Source organism: Salinirubrum litoreum (genome assembly GCF_020567425.1).
GTDB lineage: Archaea > Halobacteriota > Halobacteria > Halobacteriales > Haloferacaceae > Salinirubrum > Salinirubrum litoreum.
This window is the reverse complement of record NZ_JAJCVJ010000002.1, coordinates 25109-43306: the sequence shown is the minus strand read 5'-3', so window position 1 is coordinate 43306 and position 18198 is coordinate 25109. Positions and strand designations below refer to the sequence as shown.

Below are 18198 nucleotides of genomic sequence, written 5' to 3'. Positions count from 1 at the left end.
CTACGATACGAAGCAGTGGCGGGACCACCGACGGCGGCACTATCGGTGGAGCGACGAGTACGAACCGCCGAGTCCCTCGGTGCGATTGAGACGGTACCAGGAGCACGGCTTATGGTAAGAAGGTTGCTCAAGAGATGTCGGGGATAGTAGTCTGCGAAGTCGGTCACGAGGTCGCGTCGGACGTGGCCGACGTGCTGGTCGCTCCCGAGTTGGAAGTGCGGTACGAGGTGAACGTGGCGAGTGGTGTCGGTGGGAAGTGATCGACGCTAGCCGTTGTTTAGAGCGTTAGTATCTACGAGTGTGTAGAGCCGGTGAACAATCACCAAAAGTATCAGGAAATAGTGAGCCAGCAGGGAGTATACGACGAATGAGAGCAACTGCGAGGCCGAGATACTGACAGGGAAAGGAATCGCCATCCCGTTGACTACAGAAGCTTCGGTTAGGATGTAGCCCCCAACGAGTGAGAGAAGTAGACTAACCCCTACTAGAACCGAGTAGAGGGTGAAATCTTGAGTTTGCTCGACAATAGTGGTTTTCTGTTCATAGGTCTTTTCGGCCGTGTGACTGGTAAGTAGCACCAGTGCGTTGATCGAGAAGCCGGTAAGGACACCTGTGGCGGTAATCAGGGTTCTAATTAGATCTGACCAGATGGGTGAGTATCGGCCAGCAACAGTACCCGCCGCTATCGGTAACACCACGAAGGTTGCTACTACGAAAACCCACGCTCGTCGGCCTCTAAACCCTGATTCGTCTGCAAGCGAACTGTAGTTCTTCCAGACAATGTCCGGTAGGTTTCGTAGTAACATTTTCTCATACCTTTGTTGAATAGTTCAGCGTTTTAACTATATTTTGTGGCAAGACCTGATTGGTCATCAGTGCGGCTTGGTCAGCCAAGTAACTAGTTGTTGGTAGCCCACCATTGAGATTCTTTTGGCTGGGATCCAGTTCCTTCCGCATCCTCAGTTTGTCGTCGATCAGCGAGAATGTTTCTTTCTTCCCGTGTTCGTTTTTAATTGTAGTTTTCAGTTCCAAAACGTCGTCTGATACGACCTGAGCGAAGCTCCCACCGTCTCGTTTTAGTTGACGGGCAATACTCTTTATTGGCAGAAGAGAGCCGCCTCGCTTCGGTTTGAGTACAATTGACTGAGTCTCTGCGTCGTGTGTATCCATCCCCTCAATGTACTGGACTTCCTTTTCAGTGTCCGCTGGGACCTCGTCCACCTCGATCTCGATCCGCTTCACACTCTGAGATTGCAGAACCTTACGAAGAACTTCCTGTCTGGTAATCGGATTCATCTCCAGCATTGTGTTGCAGTCGTCATGAGTGAGCGCGAATGAGTGGAACCGCTTTTTAAACCGCGTCATGATGCTTCTCCCATTGATTCGCTGGAAGACCATGATACCACGCTGACCGCTTTCATACAGATCTCCACTGACCGTCTCTGGAATCCACATTGAGAGGTAGTAGGGAATTAGCTCTGCTTCGCTCGTGGACTTATTATGAGTGACTTGCCCACTGTTCACGTCTCTGAGTTCCGAACGATATCCGAAATCGCCAGTCGAGATGATCGCCTCAACCAGGTTGTTGCTCTTGTCGACATTGTAATCTTTCACGACGACTGCCTTCTCGTCATCCTTATTTTTGTCCAGGTTACCGGTTACCTGTTGTAAGAAATCCTCCAATATATCCAAGATGTGATTGTCGGAAAGCGTTGGGTCATGTGTCCGGAGGTTGGTTAGGTCCCAGAGTTTGTCTTTATCCCCCTTCTTCCTCAGTTGAAAATTGTAGGGCATCACACCGTGAGTAGGCATTGTTGGGTTAGTGATTCAATGGACGATACATAAAACCATCTGGATAGATGACTGTTCACCAATCGGAACTAAGTCGTCACGTTAGACGACGCTATCAAGAACGCCAGAATCACGAGCACCACCACGAGTATCACCGCGAGAATGGAGACCCGCGTGTAGAGTCGAATCCGGTAGCTCGTCGGTCGTGACTACTCCAGAAACCCCTTGCAGCATCACTCGCCGGAGTTGCGGCCGACAGATCTCGATGACTTGATGCCTGTCGTCCGTCATCGAATCAACGACACTTCTGCGAAATAAATCCAACGAGTTCCAGCACTTCGACCACTTCCAGTTTCACCCCACGTCTGGCGCACCCCTATCAGTGGACGCTCCTACGGGGGTACACGATGGCGACGAGGAATCCACAGCGAATCGAGCGACACCGCTACCGATTCCCGCACGGACTCGCGAACTGGGAATCACGAGACGGGGGTTCTACTGCATCACGTGCCTGACGCGCTGGGCTGGAGACCCGTACTTCCGACAACTGGCCGCCAGTTCCGATCTAAATTACCTTACAGCGATCAGGTATGGACGTAGCTTCCTCCGGATTGTTTGCCCTCGATTCCGAGCACTGGCATCGTCGTCCCAGTCGTTGTTGTTCCAAGAGATCTCAACACGCCCAGATTCTTTGAGCGTAATCATGTTCTCGTCGCCGTTTTTGACGTTGATACGCTTGATTTCGAGTTCCTCCACTGCTTCTCGAATCAGGCTGGCGTCTTGGAGATTACCGCCACCCCCTTGGCCCGTACTAAACGTGAGGCCAGAGGAGTGGCGGGCCAGTTCTTCCAAGCTACCCCCACTTCCTGCCCGCCCAGCATCATCATCACCCGATTGACCGAACTTTGCCTTCGTGATCCGGTCAGCACCGTAGAATCGATCTTCCAGTTCTTCCTGTCCGATTCTATCCATTCGATGATCGTCGTTGGTGATTTCCCTATCAGTTCGGCGCTTGATGAACCTCGGAATCCAAGCCTCCGCGATATCGTCACGGGATTGGAAGGCATACTGACCGTTCTCGAAGTAGACGACCCAAGCTACTTCAAGGACAATTTGGTCCTCCTCTCTCTCCTCACCGTCGTCCCGGATTCGGAAGCTCTCGTCCGTGTCAGTAACGTAAGTGAAGTGACAGAAGTTGTAATTGTCGTAGTCTGTCGCCTTGTACACGTCTCGGCCTTTTTCTTGATACGTAATCGGCTCACCTGTCGCAGGGTCTTCTTCACTCGTCCGCTCAGTAAAATCGTCACTAATTGCGTCCGCGACCTCATCAACGGTAGGTAAACTACCATTCTCTACTTTGAGTCGACCCAAGCGGAAAGTGCCTCTTTCTGTCACAATTCTTATGACGTATCGGAATCATAAATGCCTTATCCCAAACATAGACACATTCAACTATTTTGTCTATAAAGAGTATTTCCTAAGGTTATTAAATATAAATTAAATATTAGACCTATATTCTAACTCTAGTGTTGGAGTGAGTTCGTTTACAAGAAAAAGATAGCCAAGACGCTTGATACATATCTCGTATATACCTACCTAGAGCGCCTGATCGCCAGCATGAGCACACCCATCACGAACAGAATCGCGGCCAGTGTGACCAGTCGAATCCGGTAGATCACCGGCCTTGTGATCACTCCAGAAGTCCAAGACGGTGACAAAGAGCCGGAGTTGCGGTCGAGCGTATGCTGACGATGCGGTGGGTCGATGGATGCCGATCACCAGTATCCACCGTGAACGTCGGAAACGGAAAAAGAACGAGACTCGATTCCGACTCCCACTGACCCCGGATTCCAGTTCCACTTCCGCCGTGCGTCCGTGGCTGACTCTTTTGGCTACCATCTACTAACCACGGAGTTGGAGCGCCGTCGCAGAAGCCCCGGTGCTGGAGACACCGGAACGGCGCTTCCCACGACCTGTGAGAAGCATGTACACGATACGCAGAACCAGTAGTAAACGTGGCGAATCGAGTGAAAGTAACCGAGCCGACACCTCTGCAGAGAATAGGCTACTCGCTGTCGGGCTTGATGGACTCGCGTTCTTCGAGCGAGTTGGCGTCGAGTTCTTCGTCGAGGTAGCGGAGACCTTCGTCGGTGATTCCGTACAATCCCTTGTCGAGGCAACGGAGCATACCCCGACGTGCGAGTGCCCGACAACGCTGGCCAGCGTAGTTTCGGGTAATGTCGACACGCGGCACCCAGCCTTCTTTGGACACTGCGAGGGGAGTCATGTTGCCATCGCTCCGGATGACTTCCAGAATCGGATCATCCGCCGGCTTCATCCGGTCTCTGCGTTGTGTCGTATTCGATTATAGGATATCTGCCGACAGTGCGTTACCTTGTTAGCGCCCTGCCTGTTGGGTGGTAAGAGAGTCGCACAGAAGTATCAGTCCACCTCGAGCTTACTGTTCCTGGAAAATCGCATCAGTGGAGAGATGGCGAAGCCCTGACCCACGGTCAGTTGTTGTCTCGACGCCGTCCGTGTAAATCACGCCTGTTATCTCTACAGTGGAGTCCTCCAAATACCCACTCTCATCACGTGCGAAGGTCACATACTCCAGTAGCTCTCGCACTCCCACAGAAAACGTCGCCTCTGATTCGGTGTACTTCGCCTCGCCAATCACGCAGTCAGTTAACACCCCATCCGCTTTTTGATCCCTCTCGTACCGTAACACGAGAACGTCAGGCCGTCCGCTGTATAGCAATCTCTCACTGGATTGACCGAGGAAGGTTTCCATTGCCTCCTGGTGTGTTTCACCTGCGCGTGCCAGTCGAATGAACTGTTCATCCGCGCCCCGGTCCTGCAGTTCTGCAACCGATGGCAGTGACTCTGTGAACTGGAGTGGACCGGTCTGGTCGTAGTAGACGTCGATCCGGTGTTTGTCACTCTCCAAGCGAGCGAGTTCATCCATCCCGGGTTCGACTCGCTGGAGAGTCAGCTCGCCGTACGCTCGTTGCAGTCGACGTATCGTCCCGAACACACAGCACAACTCGAAAAGTCGATGCGGTTCTGTGGGCACGACAAGCGTCTCTTGGAGAAGTTTCTGTACTGCTGGACGGTCTAGCCGGTCGTTCAATAAGTCGTCGTACAGCCGGTAGAGTCGCGCCGAATCAGCGTAGAGACGGTGTCTGGATCGTCTCGCTGTTTCAAGATCTCGTCCGGAAAGCGAAATTTCGGCTGGGTCCGGCAGGGCGTCAAGATAAACGTTGTTCGCCAGCGTTCGCTGGAGACGCACAATATCGGTATCATCCCACGCTGCTCGCCATCCCTGCGTCGTCCCTTCGATATCCCGTGCGAGTGGTTCGGCAATTACCGCAAGCAACTTCTTCAAGACACGATTCTCCGGGATGTCATACTCGACTTCTGGCCGGTCGACGACGAACACGGTCCGGTCATCGAATCCAGTCTTCGCACGGGTCTGGATCGTTTCCTGCCAATCGATCTTTCCGCGAACTGCCCCGCGTTCGAGTTGACTCGTCTGCTTGCTCACTGACTTGACTCGACGGAGCCGCTCAGGGAGCTTGTGTATGAACTCGACGACGTCATCACTCAGCACGAAATGCAACTGTTTGAGCTGATCCAGTCCTTCGATATCCAACCCAGAAAAGTCGATTGCTGCTGTGAGTGCGAATTCATTGAGACGACCGCTCCCGAGATACGTCACTAGCTCATCGGTCACGTACGAGGCCAGCTCTTCGGGTGGTGTCTTCACCATACGACCGTCACTCCTCGATGTCCAACTCGAAGAAGTCGCGTGCCTTCGCACGGAGATATGGAGCATCGATCCGGAGCTCGACCGATTCCGATGGGTCGTCTTCTCCAGTCTTGGCCTCCCCGCGAAGGCTTCCGGTGGTGAGGTCCTCGATGAGCGCCCGCTGTTCGGACTGACGCATTCCCTCCAACTGCGGGAAGACGAGGGTGATGATCGCGGTGGTGAGTGGCGTCGTATCGTCACCGCCCTCTGCGGCGTCCAGATACCCCAGCATATCCCGGACGATGGCCGGGCCGATTGTCCGATAGTCGTTGATGATCGCCCAGATGAGGCTCAGCTCTCGGTGATACTCCACGATGGTGTCCTGCAGTTCTGGGGTCGCTCTCGCCCACTTAGTGGCGTAGTTCGTCTGTCCGCTCGGGTCGAGCAGTGAGTAGTCGACCGCCCCCGTGTCTGTGGTGAGTCCGGGAACGCCGACATGGATGAAACTGAACCGGCGCATGAACGCATACGAGAGATCATACAGCGATGTCTTGTCGAACGTATTCATCGTCCCGATCAGCCGCCACGCGGGCGTCACGGGGAAGCGATCCGGGCTTCGTGCGATCGACTCGAAGGTATCTTGGTCTCGATTTTCGACCCAGTCGATTCGGATGCGCTCGTCCCGCTCAAAGGGGAGCTCGACCGAGTCCTGCGACAGCACGGAGAACAGCGGGCCGAGCGCCTTGTCGATATCAGCGCGATTCAGTTCGTCGATGACGAGCCACTCGTTTCTGACGAGCTCCTCGTCGTCACGGAAACACTGCAGGACGAGTCGGGGATCGAACTCTAATCCTGTGTCTTCTCGACTCGGGACGTAGCCGCCGACCGTATCGAACGTCGTCCACTCCGCTGTTGCAGTGGTGAAGGTGTAGTCATCGACTGCGGCTGTTTCAGCAGCTTGGGTTGCGACTGCCCGTGCGAGTCGGCTCTTCCCGGTGCCCGGCGGCCCGGTCAAGATGATGTGTTTTCCAGCGTTGAGTGCGGCGTTGATCTGGCGCTGGAGTCGTGCTGATTCACCATCCGGAAAGTGAAGTTCAGAGGGGAGGTCGATCTCGACTCTCGGAAGGGAAAGGCGGTCTTCGAGTCGGTCTACTTGAACGCTCTCGTGACGTCCACGTTCGAGTAGGTAGTCGCCTGCTTTCTCGCTTAGGTTGAACAGGTACTGCTGATTGATCCCTGCAGGGTTAACCGGATAGTACTTATCGAGCCGGACGTCTTCCCGAGTCAGATACTCGAAGACATCGGCAAATCGAATTGGGTCAGCAAATCGGTCCAAATCGATGTCCACTCGGTGCTTTTGTTCTTCTGCGTCTGTGTCTACGACGTAGGCGTGCCCCTCAACCGCTGAAACACCGATTATCTCACCATTTCGGTAGTTGAATACGAGATCTCCCGGCTCGAGTTTCCGGAGGTCGTAGTTCGGGAAGGAGTCAAGCGGTGCCTGTAGATATCCCTCCTCGATCTCCTCGGGGTTATTGCTCTGATTTACCCAGTAATACGGCGCCGAAGATGTTGATGACGGCTCGATCTCTGCGGCTAGTTTGCGGCTATGTTCTGGTGCGTCAACGAGCCAGCCATAGAACGCCTCCAACGTGTCGTACTCCTGTTCGAGCGTATCGAGCGCAGATGCGGAAGCCCGAGTGAGTGCTGTACTCGTACTGTGTTCCGGGCCGTACCCGAATGCCTCCCAAACAGCATCGAGCGAGACAGTGAGGCCCTCCACAAACTCCTCGACTGTGAACGCCAGTGTTCGGTGCGGGTCATCCCAGAGCCAGTCGCCGAGTTCGGCACCCGCTTGCTCGACATCGAACAGCCGCCCGACCTCACCGGCAGCGAATACGTTCTCACCGTCGTGGAATACTACCCCGTCTCCCGGCGCGAGTGCCTCGTACTCTGTTCTGTTTCGCTCGCTGTCGTCGTGGTGAATAGCCCAGAGACGCAGCTTGTCGCCTCTGTTTAGATCCCCAGGCGCGTCTTCCGTGATCTCTACAGGTGTCGTGACGGTCCGCTCAAACGCCTCGCGGTCCCTGACGTGAACTAGCGACAGGCTCCTCATTTCTTCAGTGGAGTCGGATAAAAGACTTGAAACTACGTTTTGTGACTATATAACCAAATTACGCACCGGCCCCTCCACTGTGGTTAAACCCGTCTTCAGCTGGACTGCTAGTTACACTCAAAAATCTGTCATAAGGACATGGCAGCCGCTCATCGTTACCAAACTTCAAGGGGAGATCTGGTGGCAGTTGGCTGAACCGAAATGGCTCTCCTCCTTACTGAGCACGGAAGGAATCGAGAATAGTCCTGGGAGGATTCGAACCTCCGTCGTGAGCCCCAGAAGCTCACATGATTGGCCACTACACCACAGGACTCCACTTGGGCAGACGGCAGTGTCGTACTAAATCCTGTCGCTTTCTCCTGATCGATCAGCGTCGGTGTGTTTTCCGGTGACAGTTAGCGCAGAGCACAGTACACTTCTTGACTTCTGCTAGCACCTCTTCGGTTGGGTAACTATCCGAGATCATCGCTCCGACACCGCGAGTCTTGTCACCGTTTTCGTGGTGAAACTGCAGAGAGCTCGGATCCGATTCACCACAGCTCTGACAGCCGCGGTCCCGCTTGTACAATGAGGTCCACAACCTAAGGCGATCAGCCTTGGTGTATCCTACCTCTTCCAGCTCACCAAGGGTCTCTTCTGTGACTTTCCCTGAAGAGAGATCCATTTCCCCTACTGTGCTGAGAATTTCTTCACCAGGTTTCGTTCGGTGAAATCGGGCGTGACAGTTCGCACAGAGAAGTTCACACTTCTCGATCTCTGCTCTGATGCGGGATTTTGAGTAGCCATAGAGCACCATCTTGTTGATGGCCATCTCTTTCTCGCTTGGCTTTCGATGATGGAAGTCAAGACACCGAGGATCGGACTCTCCACACTGACGGCAACCATTGCTCTCTCGTTTGAGTGTTCGAATCCATTTCCGATGTTCTTGACGCCGTGCGAGTGTGCGCTCAGTGTTCCACTCCCTGTTCTTGTAGTGCCAACGCTGATCCTGACTGAGGTCTTCCCACGACTCTCCTTCAGGTAGTGTGACGTGTTTGGGTTTGTCTCCAAGTCGAGACCCAGAGCTGGCACTCGTTTCCAAGCCTGCGCGTTCTTTCGCCTTGTTCCACGATCCGTGATGCCGTAGAACCGTTGAAGCGGACGGTGTGAGTCCGAGTTGCTCATACTCGGGCTTCGAGGGTGACTTTCCGAGACGATCAGCCGCTTCTCGGAGTGCGTCAAGGCACTCGTCTGGTGTAGTCACGATACCTCTCCTGGGGCCGATCTGGTATTTGAACCTTCACTCGAAATCAGTGTGACTCCGTTGCTGGGCTGTTCAGTCGTCATCGCCTGAGATGACGCGAAAAAAATCAGAACAGTGTGCTCACTAGGTAGATCCGAGCGGTTGAGCCGAAAAGTGCCCGGACCGGCTGTCTTCCCGACATCTCAACCACGACCCACAGTCCAGTGTGTTCAGCCAATTTACAACAGAATAATTATACTACTGTTCGACAGATAGCCGGGTGTGTACGTCTACACCCCCGACGAGATCGACCGCGAGCGGGCCCACCACCAGGCAGTCATTCAGGGAGCAGAGCAACAGTCGGTCAAGCGGATCGGTAACCTCGGCGAACTCGCTTTCGAGCAATTCTGTAGAGAGTACCTCCCCGTCGAAACGTGGGAGTGGGTAAACGAGGAAGCAATCAGACGGTGTAATCCCGAGAGCTTTGCAGGATACGACTTCGAGGTGTTCGGCTACGAGGTCGACGTGAAGACCTCGCGTGACGTCTCGGCGTTCAAGCCAGCGTCGATCCTCGAAACCGACCCGGACGACGACATCGTGGTGATGGTCTGGCACCGGGACAACGAGGACGCACTGATCTTGCTGGGGTGGGAGCACGTTGAGACACTGAAATCGAAGGTCGAGATGCAGAAGCAGTACACCGGCGACGAACCCGACAAGCTGGCCCACCTCGCGGCACGGCCGATGAACGAGTTGCACGACCTCGGGCCGAACACGGCACACCTGAATCAGAAGCCACAGAATCCGTTCAAGCCGGGAGATCGGGTCCAGAAGTCCGACGACGACGCCTCGGTCGCAGTCGTGGTCGAAGTCCTCCCTCCAGAAGCGGACGTGAGCCTCTACGGGCAGACGATGGACGGTGAGGCGGTGAGCGTCGCGTTCCCGAGTACGCTGGACGAAGGACCCGGCGACTGGCGAGAGATCCATCCTGCGAAACTCGCCTCGTACTGTGACGACCAGGACATTCGACTGTACACCTACAAGCACACGAATCTCGAACGCGCCGAGCAACCCTTCACCGTGGGTGATTATGTTATCAAGCCGGATTACGACGATCCGGACCTCGGGATCGTCGTCGACGTCGACGAAGAGCAAGACAGGGACATCACTCTCACCTTCCAGCCGAAACTCGACGACGCAGTAGACAATCCCGGTTCTCTGTCGCCTGCGAGTCTCGCCGAGATCTGTGATGATGAGGGCGTGAGCACGTACTCGTACAGTCACGAGGATCTCGTGTTCGAGCCGCAATACTGACCTACTCGTCGAGAATCCACGCGGGTGGATATCCCCTCACAGAAAAACTATCTGTGCTATCAACGCAACTCCCGACTCCTGTCCACTCAGCGATTCCGAACTCCGAGAAAGCCGGTCATCGATACTCCGAGATCGTTCGATACGGCACGTAGAAACCAATCTCATCGATCCATCGTGACAGCCACTCGTCTGCGGTTGATTCATCGATCTTTCCAGCATCGATCGCGGCCAACAGGACGCCGACCGACCCGACGACGGTCACACCCTGTTCTTTCGCAAACGAGCGAGCATCTCCATCGTCGGTCAGCAGTCGACCGTCGTGTGCGTCTGCAAACGCGAACGCCTGTGCCTCACCGGCGTCGAGATGGCGCCTGGCAACCGCCTCTCTGTTTGCGACGGTGTCTGAAATCGTCACGACTGGAATTTCGTCGTCGAGTATATCGAGTGCTGCGTGCAGATACGGATGAGCATCAACGCCGTTTTGCAGTTCCTCGTGAACGGCTGGAACCGAGCAGATTCCAGCGAGTCCTCTGACCACCCAGAGCTGGTCGATATATGCAAAATTCGAGAGGACAGTGGTGTTCAGGACGCTCGGGTTCCCTGGAACATCGTCACCTGTCATTTCGCAGGTGGCTCATCGTCGGCCGAGTCCTCATCACTGAATTCGAGTTCACTCGCTGCCTCCGTTTCGTAGGCTGCGTCCGCTTCGTCGACGAGTCCGACGCGGATCGTGACGCCGTGCTCACGGAGAATATCACGCATGGTCCAGCGATCGACACTAGCGAGTCTCGCAGCATCACCGAGTGTGACCCGTTCCCGTTCGTACAGAGCAACGGCAGCTGCAATGCGCTCGTTTTTGTGGTCCTCGAAGTATTCACGCACGAACTCTCGCAAGGCATCGCTCTTGCCCCCGAACACACCAGCCTCGACAGCACCCTCGATGAGGAGGTCGAGGTCGTCCGGGTACGAGCCAGTGATCCGAGCCATCTCTCTTCTCCAAACTACGCATTCATACTATTTATGAACTACGCCAGACGACTACTGTAGTGAGCCACTCGATCTCGACCACAGTGATGACGCAACGAGAGAGGTAGGGACAATCGCGGATAGACAACGCTCGCCACTGTCTGTGAGGTGTACGGTGTGAACTCAGGGGTATATGCCAACGAGAGGTTCGGTTTCGAGTTACAGGACTGAGCGGCTCTGTTGAAACCCTCAATGCCTGATAGGTATCGCGTGCTGAATATAGCGCGCGAGTCGGTCACGACTTGCCAACTATAATATGCTCTAACGGGTCAATGGCTACAGAAAACCACTTAAATATGATCGGCGCCGAGAACAAGACTTCGTTCCCCCGTGTTTTATAATTACAACAGCAAATTCACGCATCCGTGCTTGACTTAACCAGATTTGAGGCAATCTACCTGTTGATGTCTCTACTCACCGTGATTATTGGATATCTCGACCTTACGTCGTTTTTATCACTTGATGAGGGGCTAATACTCCTCGCGCTCTGCGTGGCGTTATTGCTCATAAGGCGAGTTGTCGATAGATAGGTGCACGTACTGAAGACCAATTCATTGGCTTCTGTGTGAGAGAAATTGGACTCTATGCTGAACTCATCCTCTGTATTCAGCACGGCCTCAGTAAACTATCAGCGGCAGAAGAGTTTTAATAGAGCCGACTGAGCACAGTTTCCCGACTGTGAACGGACTTCCGAGAGACACGCCGTCTCGTACTCACGACGACTGCCGAAGCTTCATGTACTCGCCCCGACAGCCTGAGGCATGGCCAGCACGGCGCTGTCAGAACCACAGGTTCTCGCCCACACGAAGCGTCGTCTGTTTCCCGACGAGAGCGAGCAGAACGCCTACGCAGTCGTCGACACGCAGTTCGCCACAAGCAACTGGCTGCACGACGAGCCAGTGCCCTCTCGAATCCGGGAGGAACTCGCACCGTTCAACCACGTCCAGATCGGCTCGGGGTATCCAGATCTCGTCGGCGTACGTCTCCTCGACTCTGAGTATCTCGCGGTCGAACGCTTCGGCGAAGAACCACCACTCGTCGCGATCGAGGCGAAGGGATACACCGATAGCGGCACTGTCGATATCGAGCGCGGAATCGTCCAGGCGTACGACAGACTGCATGAGGCGAACGCAGCATACGTCTCCGGGCCGAGAGCAGCGATCTCACAGGCGGACCGAACCCTCGCTCGGGAACTGAACGTCGGCGTGCTCGGTGTCGAATCAGACGGCGAGGTAACGCCTCTCGAAGTCCCACGAGTAGTCGGGAACCGAACGTCAGACGAAGCGAGTGCGATCCGGTTTCAGGCGACCGCCCAGGGCGTTGCAGACAAATCGTTCAGTCTGAATCACCCGAAGAACTACCTCGCATATCCACTCGCAGTCTATCACGCCGAGGAGACAGACTCGATCGTCGACGAGCGGGTCGTCGGAGAGACAGACGGTGCCCGGAGGGGCGCGTCGTTTCTGGGACTGATCGAAGAGGAGCCTCACGAGATCGAACTGACGCCACTGGGTAGAGAGGTCGTCCGCTTTGCATTCGATCGATACGGCTCGGTAGATGACGCGCTCGACGCGTTCACCGAGTGGAAAGGATCACGGAAACGGTTCTGTGAAATCGCTCCCGAGTGGGGACTCGTCGCTCGCCGTGTCGTCTGGGCGTACCCGGCGACACAGTTGCTCGTCGAGGAACTCCAGACGATGCACGACCGAGGGAACAGCACACCCTCACTGGTCGATCTCGTCGAATGGCTCCACAGGCACCATCCGACGTTCACGATCGAACTGTTCCTCCGTGGCACCGACGACGTCCGGAGCCGAGTCCTAACAGAAGAGGGAGATCTCCGGCGTGCAGAACTCACCGACGGGAACGTGTATCACTCACCGACCGTCTTCCAGTTGAAGGCGATGCTGTATCACGCTGGGATTCTCGAGTCACGTGGGAGCGAACCGAGTAGGATCGACCCAACTGCCGATGAGTGGACACTCCGACATCCACTGAACACGTAACGTACCTGCCCGATTCGTTCCTTTCAGCTCTGATATCGAGCCTGTTCTGAGATCCGAGCGCTGGTACTGCTTCTATTCAGCAGAGTCACAGTACACCGTTCACAGGAAGCCAGATACTGTGGTGGGGGTACAGCGAACGGATCGACTACTTGAGTCACCAGCTGACTGCCGAACACACGTTGTCCACGTATTCTCGCCCCCACTCCTCCCAGTGCGTCCCGACCAACGAAAGCGACCGGTCGACGAGGACGGGATCGAACCCCGACAGTGAACAGAATTCATCCCAGAACACTCGCACGGTTTCAAGAGACTCGAACGAACCGACCAACGCCCTGCTCACTCTCACTAGCGACACATCGACAGGGAACAGAATCCGGTCGATCCGGTAGAGACGCACGACGTCTTCGTGAAGCAAGCGACACCAGTGCGGGCCAATCTCCTCTCCGTCGAGAGCCGGGAACCCCTCACTACGCACTCGCCGAAGCAACCGCAGTGCATCACACTCGACACTCGCAACGAGCGACAGTACAGACCCTCGATACGATTCGACGAGTCTCGATGCCAGTAGATACCAGGCTGCCGCATCCCGTCGCCAGTAGCGGATACCGTTCCGCTCGAAGATCCGAGTCACCGCTGTTCTATTCCGGTCCACCACGAGCGCTCGGGGCTCGAACAACCAGGGGTAGTCGTGCCACAGTCGACGAGTCGTCTCCCAGAGGCTCCGAGAATCAGTATCGTAACTCAGCAGAAGAGAAAACGTGAGATGGCGGGCACGAGGTTCGCCACGGGGAATGCCCTCCAGCGCGGCTTTCTCGGGTAATTGCTCGCGTTCGAACGGCGACGTCCACGCGAGGTAGTCGTCGTGAATGCGTTGGATGATGGCCTGCAGGCGGTACAACTCCGCTGGTGTGAGGTCGTCGACTCGCATGATGCAGTGCGAAGGGATGAGAGCACCCTCCCAGCCGACTGAGGGTGATAAATCGGCTGTAACGAGAGACCGAACAGGAGGCCCCTAGGAGGGAAACCGGCGGGTGCTGCACAAACAATGCAAGGAATATGCACAAAGAGATGCAGTAATCGAACTATCGTATCAGAAGGCCGTTTTATCTATTTAGATATAGTGATATGGAAACAGTTACTGGAAGAGTTAAGACTGCATTCAGAGTGACTCCAGCATGGGGACGAAGATGGACCTTCCCGAGACAGCGGTCAAGCAACTCGAAGAATACGCCAAAGTGGAGAAGATTCCGTTCGAGATCGCATACCTCAGGGTACTCTCAGAGAGCTTGATCAGCCTTCCATATCCGGTTCCGGAAGAAGGGGTCTGGCAGGGGGTGGACGCACGGCCACGGAGCTCCAACTCTCAGTTAGACCTCCAGCAACTGAACACAGGTCCGACAGAGAATCCGGATCGGGGGATCATCTGTACGTTTCTCACGAGCTATTTTGGATTCGACCAGCCGGTGAAGTTTGGGGGTGAGCGCCGAGAAGTAGACATCCAGCTCGTCGCTGATGGCCTCAAGCGATTGTCGACGATGGCCAATACGGACGAGAACTGGTTCACGTTTCAGTATCCGAGCGGGTCTTGGGGCGGCATCGGCATCGAAAACTTCGTCACGTGTCTGGAAACATTCGAAGAGCGATTTGATCGGGGTGATCTAGATGACACAGAGTACGGGCGTGTCGTCTTCGTGAACCGGCTCTATCAAGAGGACTACATGCTGTTGTATCTCACACTCTGTGGAGAGTATGGGAACATCCCGCGGTGCAGACTCGAGTTTCTGACCAGTGGGTATCCAGTCGATCCTCGCCGGTATCAAGAACTCGCAGCGCAGTTCGGCTGCCGATTGAGAGAGAACGCAAAGACGGTGACAATAGATGAATTCGAGATCCGTCCTGACGAGCCACTCTCACTCGAGGTGAGAGACCACCACCACACCAGACGGTCATCCCCGGATAGTCCGAAAGTGATCGGCCTGACTATCAGAAACCCACTCGAACAGAGCGAACGGCTATACGAAAAGCTCCTCGCGGAAGCAGGGCCTGACATCCCCGGTTCGAAGAGCAATCGAGGGCAGTCCAGGCAACTCGATGCATACGACGATGTGTACACCCGACTACTGCGGACCGATTTTGCTCCGGAGAAACACGAGTATCACCTGAAATCGATCAACGTGCAGCGACTCTCGGGGTTCGAGCAACACTCCTTCTGGAATATGGTCGTGAGAACCGATTATCATGAGGAGGGGCACCCGAGATGGGCAAGCTGAGTTGGTGTGTTCAGAAGGAGACACTCACGCGAGACAATCGTCGTAGAGTTTCCTGATGATGGCCTTAATCCGGCAGAGTTCGTCGACTCTCATGATACAGTGGGGGATGAGAGTACCCTTGCATCCGGTCGAGAGAATAAACTAGCTCAAGTAATGTCGTTGGCATCTCCAGCAGCCTAGGTAGGAACTCTATTTCTCACAGCAGAGAAATATCTATCGCCGTCTGGCAATATAGCGGGTCAAGCGGGTGGATCCAGCCTGGCTACCGATGATCGTCTATCCACTGGCACCACTCCCGGAAGTCGTTGGCACCACACTGCTCAGCGATACTCTGGAGGGTGCCGATGCGAACACGATTGTGGAGTGGGACGGTGACCGTCCGCTTCTCTCCCGTGTCTGGATGGGTGTACTTTAGCACGGCGTGGTCGCCGCGGGTTTTGTCGTGGCGATAGCCGAACTTCTGGAGGACCTTGACAATCTCCCGCCCGGAGAAGTCACGTGTCACCACCTACGAATCCTCGAACCACGGTGCGTCCGGTTCGGGGGCAGAGGTATCGTCGGCGCGAGCTTCCTCGGTTACCTCGATCGCCTCGTCGAGGTTCCGAAGAGCCTCTTGACGGGTCGGGCCCTGACTCGCCACACCGGTCTCCCGGTCGATAGCCGACCACCAACCGTCGTCTTCTTCGACGAGACGTATTTCGCGCCCAGTACTCATACGACGAGATAGTGCGGTATCTCTGATAAGGGTTCGGTCGGGGTACCCGCATCAGAAATCGACTGCCCGTGCCTGTTCCGTTTCGACAGTCCCTCAGCTTCGCTTCGAACTCCGCGCCCTGATGGCCGTGTTCGACTCATCCCCCCACGTGCTACACACATCCTCTGTATCTCGCATGAGGCTTCCGGGTGAATGTCTATCAATCGAGCGCGGCGAGGATGTCAATCAGAACGTGTCCTCGTCGTCGGTCTCTGTTTCGTCTCCTGACGGTGGACGCTGTGAGAGCCGATCGAACCGACTCTGTGCAGCCTCCGCACGTTCTTCGGTTGTTTCGGGGTCGTAGTCCCACTCCGTACACTCGCCATCCTCGACCGTGACGTGAAGAATCGAATCCACCTCTCGGGCCTCCTCAGGGAGCCTCGTGGCGTCGATGACGTCACCGCCGAGCGACTCACCATCCCGTTCGAAGAACACCGTCGCCAGTTCGTCTTCGATCGAGTCGACGACCGCCGTGTACTCACCATCCTGAAGGTTAACCATCGTATTGCTCCTCACGGACGATATCCCCGTCACTGTTTCGCACGATCACGGTGTCCCCGCCGTTGTTCCAGACGGGCGAGCCCTGGCCCCAGTACAGATCTGTCGCTGTATCCTCACCACTCCCGGTGTGCAGCGTCACCTGAGAACCAGCCTCCAGCGTCACACCGCTAGGGACGGTGTACGTCTTCCCAGCCTCGTCACTCACAGTCCAGCCGCCGATGTCGAGTGGTCCATCGCCAGTGTTCTCGAAGACGACGTACTCGTCGTTGAGGTTCTCACCGTCGTCACCCTCGGCATCGGCGTTGATCTCGGTGATCTCCAGTTGCCCGGTGGGCGTCCCGCCGTCAGTTACAGCCGTACTCGTCGCCGCCGTCACAGCAGTCCCACCGTAGCGAACGCGCTCGGTGACTTCCCCATCCATTCCGGGTTCGATCGGACTGCCCTCTTTGAGTTGCGTCGCAGTCGTGGGGGCGTCGGTCTGCGTCTGGACTGAAACCCCTTGGCCGTCACTCACGAGGACGATGTTCCCGTGGGTGGCAGTCCAGAACGCGGGGATCGACCGATCAGAGAGTCTGGTGAGCACCTCGTCAGTCGGGTGGCCGTACTGTGAGTCGTACGCACTCGAGATGATGACCGCCTGCGGATCAGCTGCATCGAGTATTGCCCCACTCGTCGAACTCGAAGAGCCGTGGTGACCCGCCTTCATCACTGTCGAGTTGAGCTGTGCGCCGTAGGTGTCGATCAAGTATTGTTCTTGATCGTCCTCAGCATCACCTGTGAACAAGAGGCTCGTCTGGCCGTGCGTGAGTTTGAGGACGATGCTGTTCTCGTTCCGCTCCTCGTCTTCGAGATACGGATCGGGTGGACCGAAGACGTCGACGGTGGCACCCTCGAACGGAATCGTATCACCCTCGCGAGTTTGATAGAGCGTGACGTCGTGTTCCTCGACTGCATCGAGGTACGACTCGTAGGTCTGCGTACTCGCAGCGATGCCGGGGTCGTAGATCGCACCGATGCCATCGGCCTGTGTCTCGTAGTACTCGATGATCGCGGCGTTCCCGCCGATGTGGTCGGCGTCGTTGTGTGAGACCACGAGGTAGTCGATCTGGTCGATGTCGTGTGCTTTGAGATACGAGAGGACGTACTCACCGTCGTCGTTGTAGTGGCCCGTATCGATCAGCATGGTCTCGCCTGTCGGCCCGACGACGAGCGTACTCACCGATTGGCCGACGTTGATGAAGTGGACCTCGAGTGTCCCTTCGGCCGTCGCAGTCGGCTGAGCAGTTGACTCTGCTGTGGGAGTTGTACTCGGATCTGCGGGCCCAGCACCGCCGAGACAGCCCGCGAGAACGATGAGAACGACGACCGAGGCGACTTGAATCGACCGAGAGGACACAGACATATTCAGTTGGTACGTAGCTCGGTGCAATAGGTCGTGGGGGTGTGA

The 18198-nt window shown here is 55.7% G+C and carries 18 protein-coding genes, 1 tRNA gene and 1 pseudogene; 4 read left to right on the top strand and 16 right to left on the bottom strand.

What is annotated here, in order from left to right; translation table 11 throughout:
- The first annotated feature begins 134 nt into the window (after window positions 1-134).
- Window positions 135-260: a hypothetical protein gene (locus tag LI337_RS19895; RefSeq protein WP_264474989.1), complete on the top strand. Its 126-nt coding sequence runs from the start codon at window positions 135-137 to the stop codon at window positions 258-260.
- A gap of 6 nt (window positions 261-266) precedes the next feature.
- Here LI337_RS19895 and LI337_RS08860 read toward each other — a convergent pair whose 3' ends face one another.
- From LI337_RS08860 to LI337_RS20165, 9 genes and pseudogenes are all read right to left on the bottom strand, one after another.
- Window positions 267-806, bottom strand: a complete 540-nt coding sequence (locus LI337_RS08860; protein ID WP_227229486.1) for a hypothetical protein — start codon at window positions 804-806, stop codon at window positions 267-269.
- 4 nt (window positions 807-810) lie between these two features.
- Entirely contained in the window at window positions 811-1794 is a 984-nt protein-coding gene (locus LI337_RS08855; RefSeq protein ID WP_227229485.1) for a hypothetical protein, read from the bottom strand.
- Window positions 1795-2361: 567 nt separating this feature from the next.
- Window positions 2362-3186 (bottom strand): hypothetical protein, encoded by an 825-nt coding sequence (locus tag LI337_RS08850; protein WP_227229484.1) that lies wholly within the window; start codon window positions 3184-3186, stop codon window positions 2362-2364.
- A 670-nt stretch (window positions 3187-3856) separates the two neighbouring features.
- The gene (locus LI337_RS19890; protein ID WP_264474988.1) at window positions 3857-3979 is read right to left on the bottom strand and encodes a hypothetical protein; all 123 of its coding nucleotides are present in this window, start codon (window positions 3977-3979) and stop codon (window positions 3857-3859) included.
- Between the two features lie 270 nt (window positions 3980-4249).
- Entirely contained in the window at window positions 4250-5563 is a 1314-nt protein-coding gene (locus tag LI337_RS08845; RefSeq protein ID WP_227229483.1) for an McrC family protein, read from the bottom strand.
- Window positions 5564-5570: 7 nt separating this feature from the next.
- Entirely contained in the window at window positions 5571-7658 is a 2088-nt protein-coding gene (locus LI337_RS08840; protein ID WP_227229482.1) for an AAA family ATPase, read from the bottom strand.
- Window positions 7659-7898: 240 nt separating this feature from the next.
- Window positions 7899-7971, bottom strand: a tRNA-Gln gene (locus tag LI337_RS08835).
- Window positions 7972-8025: 54 nt separating this feature from the next.
- Window positions 8026-8469 carry a hypothetical protein gene (locus LI337_RS08830; protein ID WP_227230910.1) on the bottom strand — a complete coding sequence of 148 codons (444 nt, stop codon included), beginning with the start codon at window positions 8467-8469 and terminating at the stop codon, window positions 8026-8028.
- A 276-nt stretch (window positions 8470-8745) separates the two neighbouring features.
- A pseudogene (locus tag LI337_RS20165) lies at window positions 8746-8901 on the bottom strand (homing endonuclease associated repeat-containing protein); the annotation flags it as partial.
- 261 nt (window positions 8902-9162) lie between these two features.
- On the opposite strand from LI337_RS20165, the gene LI337_RS08820 reads away from it, so the two are divergent.
- Window positions 9163-10194: a DUF7961 domain-containing protein gene (locus tag LI337_RS08820; protein WP_227229481.1), complete on the top strand. Its 1032-nt coding sequence runs from the start codon at window positions 9163-9165 to the stop codon at window positions 10192-10194.
- Window positions 10195-10309: 115 nt separating this feature from the next.
- On the opposite strand, the gene LI337_RS08815 is transcribed toward LI337_RS08820, so the two are convergent.
- Together LI337_RS08815 and LI337_RS08810 are read right to left on the bottom strand one after the other, a co-directional pair.
- Entirely contained in the window at window positions 10310-10816 is a 507-nt protein-coding gene (locus LI337_RS08815; protein ID WP_227229480.1) for a PIN domain-containing protein, read from the bottom strand.
- Entirely contained in the window at window positions 10813-11181 is a 369-nt protein-coding gene (locus LI337_RS08810) for a UPF0175 family protein (protein WP_227229479.1), read from the bottom strand. The genes LI337_RS08815 and LI337_RS08810 overlap by 4 nt, the downstream gene beginning before the upstream one ends.
- 800 nt (window positions 11182-11981) lie before the next feature.
- Here LI337_RS08810 and LI337_RS08805 point away from each other — a divergent pair.
- On the top strand, window positions 11982-13226 hold the full coding sequence (locus tag LI337_RS08805) for a hypothetical protein (RefSeq protein WP_227229478.1): 1245 nt from the start codon (window positions 11982-11984) through the stop codon (window positions 13224-13226).
- 154 nt (window positions 13227-13380) lie between these two features.
- On the opposite strand, the gene LI337_RS08800 is transcribed toward LI337_RS08805, so the two are convergent.
- Window positions 13381-14154 (bottom strand): hypothetical protein, encoded by a 774-nt coding sequence (locus tag LI337_RS08800; protein WP_227229477.1) that lies wholly within the window; start codon window positions 14152-14154, stop codon window positions 13381-13383.
- A 247-nt stretch (window positions 14155-14401) separates the two neighbouring features.
- Here LI337_RS08800 and LI337_RS08795 point away from each other — a divergent pair, with 247 nt between their 5' ends.
- Entirely contained in the window at window positions 14402-15496 is a 1095-nt protein-coding gene (locus LI337_RS08795) for a hypothetical protein (RefSeq protein WP_227229476.1), read from the top strand.
- Window positions 15497-15758: 262 nt separating this feature from the next.
- On the opposite strand, the gene LI337_RS08790 is transcribed toward LI337_RS08795, so the two are convergent.
- The 4 genes from LI337_RS08790 to LI337_RS08775 form a co-directional block, all read right to left on the bottom strand.
- Window positions 15759-16004, bottom strand: coding sequence for a type II toxin-antitoxin system HicA family toxin (locus LI337_RS08790; RefSeq protein WP_227229475.1), 246 nt, complete (start codon window positions 16002-16004; stop codon window positions 15759-15761).
- Window positions 16005-16211, bottom strand: a complete 207-nt coding sequence (locus LI337_RS08785) for a type II toxin-antitoxin system HicB family antitoxin (RefSeq protein ID WP_227229474.1) — start codon at window positions 16209-16211, stop codon at window positions 16005-16007.
- Between the two features lie 225 nt (window positions 16212-16436).
- Complete coding sequence (locus LI337_RS08780; RefSeq protein ID WP_264475015.1) at window positions 16437-16751, bottom strand: DUF3006 domain-containing protein; 315 nt, start codon at window positions 16749-16751, stop codon at window positions 16437-16439.
- On the bottom strand, window positions 16744-18153 hold the full coding sequence (locus tag LI337_RS08775) for a lamin tail domain-containing protein (protein ID WP_227229472.1): 1410 nt from the start codon (window positions 18151-18153) through the stop codon (window positions 16744-16746). The genes LI337_RS08780 and LI337_RS08775 overlap by 8 nt, the downstream gene beginning before the upstream one ends.
- Window positions 18154-18198 lie beyond the last annotated feature (45 nt).

Coding starts and splice junctions, on each gene's coding strand:
- LI337_RS19895 (WP_264474989.1), top strand. CDS start 135: ATGTCGGGGATAGTAGTCTGCGAAGTCGGTCACGAGGTCGCGTCGGAC.
- LI337_RS08860 (WP_227229486.1), bottom strand. CDS start 806: ATGTTACTACGAAACCTACCGGACATTGTCTGGAAGAACTACAGTTCG.
- LI337_RS08855 (WP_227229485.1), bottom strand. CDS start 1,794: ATGCCCTACAATTTTCAACTGAGGAAGAAGGGGGATAAAGACAAACTC.
- LI337_RS19890 (WP_264474988.1), bottom strand. CDS start 3,979: ATGCTCCGTTGCCTCGACAAGGGATTGTACGGAATCACCGACGAAGGT.
- LI337_RS08845 (WP_227229483.1), bottom strand. CDS start 5,563: ATGGTGAAGACACCACCCGAAGAGCTGGCCTCGTACGTGACCGATGAG.
- LI337_RS08840 (WP_227229482.1), bottom strand. CDS start 7,658: ATGAGGAGCCTGTCGCTAGTTCACGTCAGGGACCGCGAGGCGTTTGAG.
- LI337_RS08830 (WP_227230910.1), bottom strand. CDS start 8,469: ATGGCCATCAACAAGATGGTGCTCTATGGCTACTCAAAATCCCGCATC.
- LI337_RS08815 (WP_227229480.1), bottom strand. CDS start 10,816: ATGACAGGTGACGATGTTCCAGGGAACCCGAGCGTCCTGAACACCACT.
- LI337_RS08810 (WP_227229479.1), bottom strand. CDS start 11,181: ATGGCTCGGATCACTGGCTCGTACCCGGACGACCTCGACCTCCTCATC.
- LI337_RS08805 (WP_227229478.1), top strand. CDS start 11,982: ATGGCCAGCACGGCGCTGTCAGAACCACAGGTTCTCGCCCACACGAAG.
- LI337_RS08800 (WP_227229477.1), bottom strand. CDS start 14,154: ATGCGAGTCGACGACCTCACACCAGCGGAGTTGTACCGCCTGCAGGCC.
- LI337_RS08795 (WP_227229476.1), top strand. CDS start 14,402: ATGGGGACGAAGATGGACCTTCCCGAGACAGCGGTCAAGCAACTCGAA.
- LI337_RS08785 (WP_227229474.1), bottom strand. CDS start 16,211: ATGAGTACTGGGCGCGAAATACGTCTCGTCGAAGAAGACGACGGTTGG.
- LI337_RS08780 (WP_264475015.1), bottom strand. CDS start 16,751: ATGGTTAACCTTCAGGATGGTGAGTACACGGCGGTCGTCGACTCGATC.
- LI337_RS08775 (WP_227229472.1), bottom strand. CDS start 18,153: ATGTCTGTGTCCTCTCGGTCGATTCAAGTCGCCTCGGTCGTCGTTCTC.